This is a genomic window from Achromobacter sp. SIMBA_011 (genome assembly GCF_046535435.1).
In the GTDB taxonomy this organism is placed as follows: domain Bacteria; phylum Pseudomonadota; class Gammaproteobacteria; order Burkholderiales; family Burkholderiaceae_B; genus Achromobacter; species Achromobacter dolens.
Map to the genome: position 1 here is coordinate 1 of NZ_JAWRWN010001254.1, position 235 is coordinate 235.

At 56.6% G+C, this 235-nt stretch carries 1 protein-coding gene; it reads right to left on the reverse strand.

All coding sequences use genetic code 11. The annotated features are described in order from the left end of the window. A partial coding sequence (rpsM, locus tag SB816_RS35080) for a 30S ribosomal protein S13 (RefSeq protein WP_410548632.1) occupies positions 1–195 on the reverse strand: 195 nt, incomplete at its 3' end. Positions 196–235: the final 40 nt, after the last annotated feature.

A 235-nucleotide genomic window follows, 5' to 3' on the forward strand; every position in this document is an offset into this window, starting at 1 on the left:
GACCGTGAACACACCAACGTGTTCGCGGACGCGTTCCAGTTCAGCGTCGCTCAAATCCTTGACCTTTTTGTCAAACGGGACGTCAGCCGCCTCGCAGATCTTGCGAGCGCGCGTACGACCGATGCCAAAAATGGCGGGCAGGCCGATCTCGGCGTGCTGATGCGGTGGAATGTTAATGCCAGCAATACGGGCCATGACTGTTCCTTGAATAACTCCGTTGCGTAGTCGCTAAACC